General features: G+C 66.1%; 7 protein-coding genes. 1 reads left to right on the top strand and 6 read right to left on the bottom strand.

Going from position 1 to position 5,830, the window contains the following annotated elements; all coding sequences use genetic code 11:
• Nucleotides 1-226: 226 nt before the first annotated feature.
• A complete protein-coding gene (locus QMX79_RS19690; protein ID WP_282248277.1) occupies nucleotides 227-583 on the top strand; it encodes a DUF3301 domain-containing protein in 357 nt (118 codons plus the stop codon).
• A gap of 32 nt (nucleotides 584-615) precedes the next feature.
• Here QMX79_RS19690 and QMX79_RS19685 read toward each other — a convergent pair whose 3' ends face one another.
• The 6 genes from QMX79_RS19685 to QMX79_RS19660 all read right to left on the bottom strand — a co-directional run bounded on the left by QMX79_RS19685 (nucleotide 616) and on the right by QMX79_RS19660 (nucleotide 5,640).
• Complete coding sequence (locus QMX79_RS19685) at nucleotides 616-1,056, bottom strand: ClpXP protease specificity-enhancing factor (RefSeq protein WP_282248276.1); 441 nt, start codon at nucleotides 1,054-1,056, stop codon at nucleotides 616-618.
• 100 nt (nucleotides 1,057-1,156) lie between these two features.
• Nucleotides 1,157-1,792 (bottom strand): glutathione S-transferase N-terminal domain-containing protein, encoded by a 636-nt coding sequence (locus tag QMX79_RS19680; RefSeq protein WP_068850679.1) that lies wholly within the window; start codon nucleotides 1,790-1,792, stop codon nucleotides 1,157-1,159.
• Between the two features lie 134 nt (nucleotides 1,793-1,926).
• Nucleotides 1,927-2,673: a cytochrome c1 gene (locus QMX79_RS19675; RefSeq protein WP_282248275.1), complete on the bottom strand. Its 747-nt coding sequence runs from the start codon at nucleotides 2,671-2,673 to the stop codon at nucleotides 1,927-1,929.
• Nucleotides 2,666-3,925, bottom strand: a complete 1,260-nt coding sequence (locus QMX79_RS19670) for a cytochrome bc complex cytochrome b subunit (RefSeq protein WP_282248274.1) — start codon at nucleotides 3,923-3,925, stop codon at nucleotides 2,666-2,668. The genes QMX79_RS19675 and QMX79_RS19670 overlap by 8 nt, the downstream gene beginning before the upstream one ends.
• 2 nt (nucleotides 3,926-3,927) lie before the next feature.
• Nucleotides 3,928-4,548, bottom strand: a complete 621-nt coding sequence (gene petA, locus QMX79_RS19665) for a ubiquinol-cytochrome c reductase iron-sulfur subunit (protein ID WP_282248273.1) — start codon at nucleotides 4,546-4,548, stop codon at nucleotides 3,928-3,930.
• A 144-nt stretch (nucleotides 4,549-4,692) separates the two neighbouring features.
• Nucleotides 4,693-5,640 (bottom strand): lytic transglycosylase domain-containing protein, encoded by a 948-nt coding sequence (locus tag QMX79_RS19660; RefSeq protein ID WP_282248272.1) that lies wholly within the window; start codon nucleotides 5,638-5,640, stop codon nucleotides 4,693-4,695.
• Between the last annotated feature and the right edge of the window lie 190 nt (nucleotides 5,641-5,830).

Here is a 5,830-nt window from a genome sequence, read left to right as displayed (position 1 = left end):
CCCCCGGGCCCGCGGCCGGCCGCCCCGCCTGGCGTGCCGGCCACGACGCCGCCGCCGAAGCCCACCTTCCCGCGCGTCGTGCCGCCGCGGCCGACGCAGCCGCCGCCGCAGTCGCCTGCCCCGCAACAGCAGCCGCCGCAGAAGCAGGACGGGTCGCCGGCTTGATCCGGCGCCGGTTCGTCGCCATCTTGGTCATTCCTGACCCCGATTCCGCACCGAGCCGCCGATGCCCAGTTTGATCCTGTTGATGATTGCCGGTGCGTTCGCCTACGCGTTCTGGAATTCCTCGCGCGCCGCGGCCGAGCGCGCCATCGAACTGGGCCGCAACGCGTGTCGCGCCGCCGACGTGCAGTGGCTGGACCAGGCGGTGCATGCCAGCGGCATCCGCGTGTGCCGCAAGGACAACGGCTGGCTGGGCTGGGAGCGCACCTACCGCTTCGAGTACTCGTACGACGGCATCGACCGCCATACCGGGCGGATGGTGCTGCGCGGCGACGAACTCGTGGCCTTCGTCGGCCCCTCGGCCGCGCGCATCAGTGAAATCCGGCGCAGCGTGGATACCAGCGGCGCCGAGGATGTGTAGAAACGAAATCGCCGCCCGGGGGCGGCGATTTCCTACTTGACCACCCGAAGGTGCGGGCGACCGCTCGGCTTGGGCGGGGTGTCGTCCGGGGTCGGCGTGTCATCCGGCGGCAGGGTGTCGTCCGGGCTCGGCTCGTGGCCGGGAATGTCATCCGGCAGCGCCATGCCCTGCCCGGTTTCGCGGGCGTAGACGGCCAGCACGGCCGAGATCGGCACCTGCACCGGGTAGCTGGTGCCCGAGAAGCGGGTCGAGAAGCTCACGCTGTCATTGTCGATGTGCAGCTGCACCACCGCGCGCTCGGCAATGTTGAGGACCACGCGACCGTCCTTCACCGCGCTCTGCGGCACCTGCACGCCGGGCATGCCGGCGTCGACCAGGATATGCGGGGTCAGGTCGTTGTCGTTGATCCATTCCACCAGCGCCCGCAAGAGGTAGGGGCGATGGCTGGTCATGCGGAAAGTGTCTTCAGTCATTGTGGGGTGCCGCGGAAATGTGACAAGTGTACGCGCCCACCCGTGCAGCGGTCAGCATGCACGTCCCCCGGCGTAAAGCGCCGATGCAGCGAACCGCCGGTCAGACCGGCAGGTCGCGCAGCTTCTTTTCCTGGTCGGTCAGGCTGCGGATGAAGCCCGGGTGGCGGAAAATGCGGTTGCCGTAATCCTCGATGGACTTGCCATCCTTGGGCAGCGGCACGTCCAGCGACTGCAGGCGCCAGATGATCGGCGCCATGGCGCAATCGGCCAGGCTCATTTCCGGGTTGAGGAAGAACTTGCTGGCCTTGAACAGCGGCACCGCGCTGGTCAGCAGTTCCTTCAACCGCTTGCGCCCGGCCTCGGCCTGGGTCTTGTTGCCCAGCTGGATCGCCTGTACCTGCGGTACCCAGTCGTGTTCGATGCGCAGCATCGCCAGCCGGATCCGCGCACGCGAGAGCGGATCCACCGGCATCAGCGGCGGATGCGGGTAGCGCTCGTCGAGGTATTCGCTGACCACCGAGGCCGCGTACAGCACCAGCTCGCGCTCCACCAGCGTGGGCACCGAGTGGTATGGATTGAGGTCGATCAGATCCTCGGGCGGATTCTGCGGGTCGACGGGCACGAAATCGTAGGTAACGCCTTTGGCCGCCAGCACCAGGCGCACGCGATGGCACAGCACGTCGTCGTTCGAGGAAAACAGCGTCAGGGTGTTCCGCATGCGTACGCTCGCCGCCATCAAAGGCTCTCCAGCGATCGGTATCCGCCGGTCGCATCGGCGCTGCCGGCCCATTGCCGACAGTCGTCACAGTACCCGAGTGTGCAACTGCCCATCACAAAAGCCAATAGGCCGATCGACTTACTCCGTATCGATCAATGCACGTCCTTCCAGTACTCCTTCTTCAGCAGGTAGGCCAGGAAGGTCAGCAGTGCCAGGAACAGGATCACCCACACGCCCAGCTTCTGCCGCTTCAGCGCCGCCGGTTCACCCGCGTACTCCAGGAAGTTGGTGATGTCCCGCACCGCCTGGTCGTACTGCCCCGGGTCAATATTGCCGGGCTGTGCCAGCGTGAGTCCGGTCACCGGCGCGTCGGCACCCGGCGCTTCCGGCTTGCCGTGCACGGCGTGCTGCAAGCCCTGCATCTCCCACAGCGGGTTGGGCATGGAGGCGTTGGGGAACAGCGCGTTGTTCCAGCCCAGCGGGCGGCTGGTGTCCACGTAGAACGACTTCAGGTAGGTGTAGACCCAGTCACTGCCGCGCACCCGCGAGATCAGGCTGAGGTCCGGCGGCATCTTGCCGAACCACTTTTCGGCTTCCGCCTTGGGCATCGTCACCGGTACCGGCTCGCCGATCGGCACGCCGGTGAAGTTGAGGTTGTTCATGACCTCTTCTTCGCTCAGCCCCAGGTCCTGCGCCATCCGCGAATAGCGCAGGTACTTGAGCGCGTGGCAGCCGGAGCAGTAGTTCATGTAGAGCTGCGCACCGCGCTGCAGCGAGGCGCGGTCGCCCAGGTCGTTACCCGCCTGCAGGGTCTTGCCGCCCTCGGCGGCGCCGGCCACGGCGCTGGACAGCAGCAGGGCGGCCGCGCAGGCCAGCCGTACAATCCAGTGGTCAGTCATGCGTGGTCACCCGGTCCGGTACCGGCAAGGTCCTGTCCAGCTTGGTCCATAGCGGCATGGTGATGAAGAAGGCGAAGTACAGGAAGGTCAGCACACGGCCGACGTAGGTTTCATGCGCATCGGTACCGGGCCCGGAACCGATCACGCCCAGCCAGATGAAGCACACCGCGAACACGCCCAGCAGCGCGCGCGACAGCCAACCGCGGTAGCGGTAGGACTTCACCCGTGCCTTGTCCAGCCACGGCACCAGGAACAGGATGGCGATCGCCGAGAACATCACGATCACGCCGCCCAGCTTGTTGGGCACCACGCGCAACATGGCGTAGTACGGCGTGTAGTACCACACCGGCTTGATGTGCTCCGGCGTGACCAGGCGGTTGGCCTCGGTGAAGTTGTCGTGCTCCAGGAACAGGCCGCCGAAGCCCGGTGCGAAGAAGATGATGAAGGCGGCGATGATCAGCAGGAAGCCGGCGCCCACCCCGTCCTTGAGCGTGTAGTACGGGTGGAACGGAATGCCGTCGGTGGGCGCGGTGGCCGACCAGCGGTTGCCCTTGGGCCCCTTCTTGATCTCCACGCCATCGGGGTTGTTCGAACCCACTTCATGCAGCGCGCCCAGGTGCAGCACCACCAGCAGCAGCAGCACCAGCGGCAGCGCGATCACGTGCAGGGCGAAGAACCGGTTGAGGGTGGCATCGCTGGGCAGGTAGTCGCCCATGATCCATTCGGTCAGCCCGTTGCCGATCACCGGAATGGCGCCGAACAGCGAGATGATCACCTTGGCGCCCCAGAACGACATCTGGCCCCACGGCAGCACGTAACCCATGAAGGCTTCGGCCATCAGCACCAGGTAGATCAGCATGCCCAGGATCCACACCAGCTCGCGCGGCTTCTGGTAACTGCCGTACATCAGGCCGCGGAACATGTGCAGGTAGACCACGATGAAGAACAGCGAGGCCCCGGTGGAATGCATGTAGCGGATCAGCCAGCCCCACTCCACGTCACGCATGATGTATTCGACGGAGTTGAACGCTTCCAGCGCACTGGTCTTGTAGTGCATGGTGAGGAAGATGCCGGTCACGATCTGGTTGACCAGGATCAGCAGTGCCAGCGAACCGAAGTAGTACCAGAGGTTGAAGTTCTTCGGCGCGTAGTACTCGCTGACGTGCTTGCGGTACACCGGCATCAGGCCGGGCGCACGCGCGTTGACCCAGTCGGCGACGCCGGTGGCGGTACGGGTAAGGATGTTGGCCATGATCAGGCTGCCCCCTGCGGATCGACGCCGATGATGATGGTGCTGTCGTCCTGGTAATGGTGCGGCGGCACCAGCAGGTTGATCGGCGCCGGGACGCCATCGAAGACGCGGCCGGACATGTCGAAGCGGGATTTATGGCACGGGCAGAAGTAGCCGCCCTTCCATTCCGGATCGAACGGCTCGGGGCGGATCTCGGCCACCATCTCGGGCGAACAGCCCAGGTGGGTGCACAGCCCGACCAGCACCGAGACCTCGGCCTTGATCGAGCGGAATTCGGGGTTTTCCTTGAGCACGTAGACCGGCTGCTGGTCCGCGTTGCTGGACTCGGGATCCTTCAGGCGTCCGTCCAGCCCATGCAGCGCTTCGAGGATCGCCTTGGAACGCTTGACGATCCAGATCGGCTGTCCACGCCACTCCATGACCAGTCGCTGGCCTTCCTGCAGGGCGCTGATGTCGGCAAGCACAGGGGCACCGGCCAGTTTGGCGCGGGCGCTGGGATTCCATGACTTGATGAACGGAACTGCTGCGAAACCGACGCCGACTGCTCCCACCACTGCGGTGGTTGCTGAAAGAAATCGTCGACGTCCAGTGTTGACTGGATCGTTTACCCCATCGTTGGCCATCCGGCACTCCGATATTGATTTAGGTAGCTTGAGGCTGCCAGTAGACCGGTGGGGGCCAGTCCACGATGAATCGTGATCGACTATAGCGGAACCTGACTCGGCGACACAATGGCGCTGAAGGCGGCGTTGGCGATGATGCAGCGGCTACTGCGTGGACGCAGTGGCACCACGGTAGCGGTCGGCCAGCAGGGCCACACGCTTCACGTAGTACTGCGTCTCGCTGTAGGGCGGCACGCCGCCATGACGATCCACCGCGCCCTCGCCTGCGTTGTAGCCGGCAGCGGCCAGGGTCAGGTTGCCGTTGAAACGCTTGAGCAGCCACGACAGATACTGCACGCCGCCGCGGATGTTCTGCGCCGCATCATAGGAATCGGTGACGCCGAAGCGGCGCGCGGTGGGCGGCATCAGCTGCATCAGGCCCTGTGCGCCAGCGCGGCTGAGCGCGGTCGGGTTGTAGGCCGATTCGGCATGGATGATGGCGCGGACGACCGCTTCTTCCACCCCGAACTCGCGCGCGGCCGCCGCGATCTCCGCCTGGAAGGCCGTGGTGTTGAGCCGGATCGAACCGAAGTTCACGCCCGGATTGGCACCGCAGGCGTAGCAGCGCTCGATGAAGCTGTAATGGATGGTGCGGACCTGGCCCAGGCTGGCCATCTGCGCGGGCCGGCGGCTGGTGTAATGCCGCACGCCATCCTTCATATAGGAGTAGACCTGCCCGTTGACCACCCGCTGCGCCTTGCCAGTGCGGGCCGCCGGCGCAGGCGCGGCCGTAAGCACGGTGGCGGCCTGGGCGGGTGCCGGGGTCGGAGCCAGCGCAGTGCCGGACGCGGCACCGTCCTGGACCGGCGCAGCGGTTGCCACGACCGCAGGGGCGGGCGCAGGGGCCGGAGACGGTGGCGGAACGTAACGGCGCGGGGCGCTGCGGTCGGGACGGTAGTTGCTGACCACGCTGCAGCTGGTGCCGGCAACGCGCTTGCTCACATAGCTGGGAATGCCGTCCGCGCCGACGCACTTGTACAGGGTGCCCGCACTGGCCGGCACAGCGGTCAGCGCAGCCAAGGCCAGCGCAGCGATCCCCAAGATCCCCTTCATGGGGCGGAGTGTCCCCGTTTCGCGCGCCGTTGCCAAGCCTTTGACGCTGAGGTAACCACCGGACCAGTGCCTACGTCACGGATTCACGCCGCCGACAGGGGGCAGCCACGCAGGGCGTGGCTCTACGCCCACCGTGCCCGGGTAGAGCCACGCCCTGCGTGGCTGTCGTCCGGCCCGGGGTACAATGCGC

This window comes from Stenotrophomonas sp. PS02300, assembly GCF_029959395.1.
GTDB classification, from domain to species: Bacteria; Pseudomonadota; Gammaproteobacteria; order Xanthomonadales; family Xanthomonadaceae; genus Stenotrophomonas; species Stenotrophomonas maltophilia_AD.
This window is presented reverse-complemented; position numbering and strand designations above follow the sequence as displayed.

What these genes read in the sequence shown, in the direction of transcription:
- QMX79_RS19690 (WP_282248277.1), top strand. Translation starts at nt 227, where the DNA reads ATGCCCAGTTTGATCCTGTTGATGATTGCCGGTGCGTTCGCCTACGCG.
- QMX79_RS19685 (WP_282248276.1), bottom strand. Translation starts at nt 1,056, where the DNA reads ATGACTGAAGACACTTTCCGCATGACCAGCCATCGCCCCTACCTCTTG.
- QMX79_RS19680 (WP_068850679.1), bottom strand. Translation starts at nt 1,792, where the DNA reads ATGGCGGCGAGCGTACGCATGCGGAACACCCTGACGCTGTTTTCCTCG.
- QMX79_RS19675 (WP_282248275.1), bottom strand. Translation starts at nt 2,673, where the DNA reads ATGACTGACCACTGGATTGTACGGCTGGCCTGCGCGGCCGCCCTGCTG.
- QMX79_RS19670 (WP_282248274.1), bottom strand. Translation starts at nt 3,925, where the DNA reads ATGGCCAACATCCTTACCCGTACCGCCACCGGCGTCGCCGACTGGGTC.
- petA (WP_282248273.1), bottom strand. Translation starts at nt 4,548, where the DNA reads ATGGCCAACGATGGGGTAAACGATCCAGTCAACACTGGACGTCGACGA.
- QMX79_RS19660 (WP_282248272.1), bottom strand. Translation starts at nt 5,640, where the DNA reads ATGAAGGGGATCTTGGGGATCGCTGCGCTGGCCTTGGCTGCGCTGACC.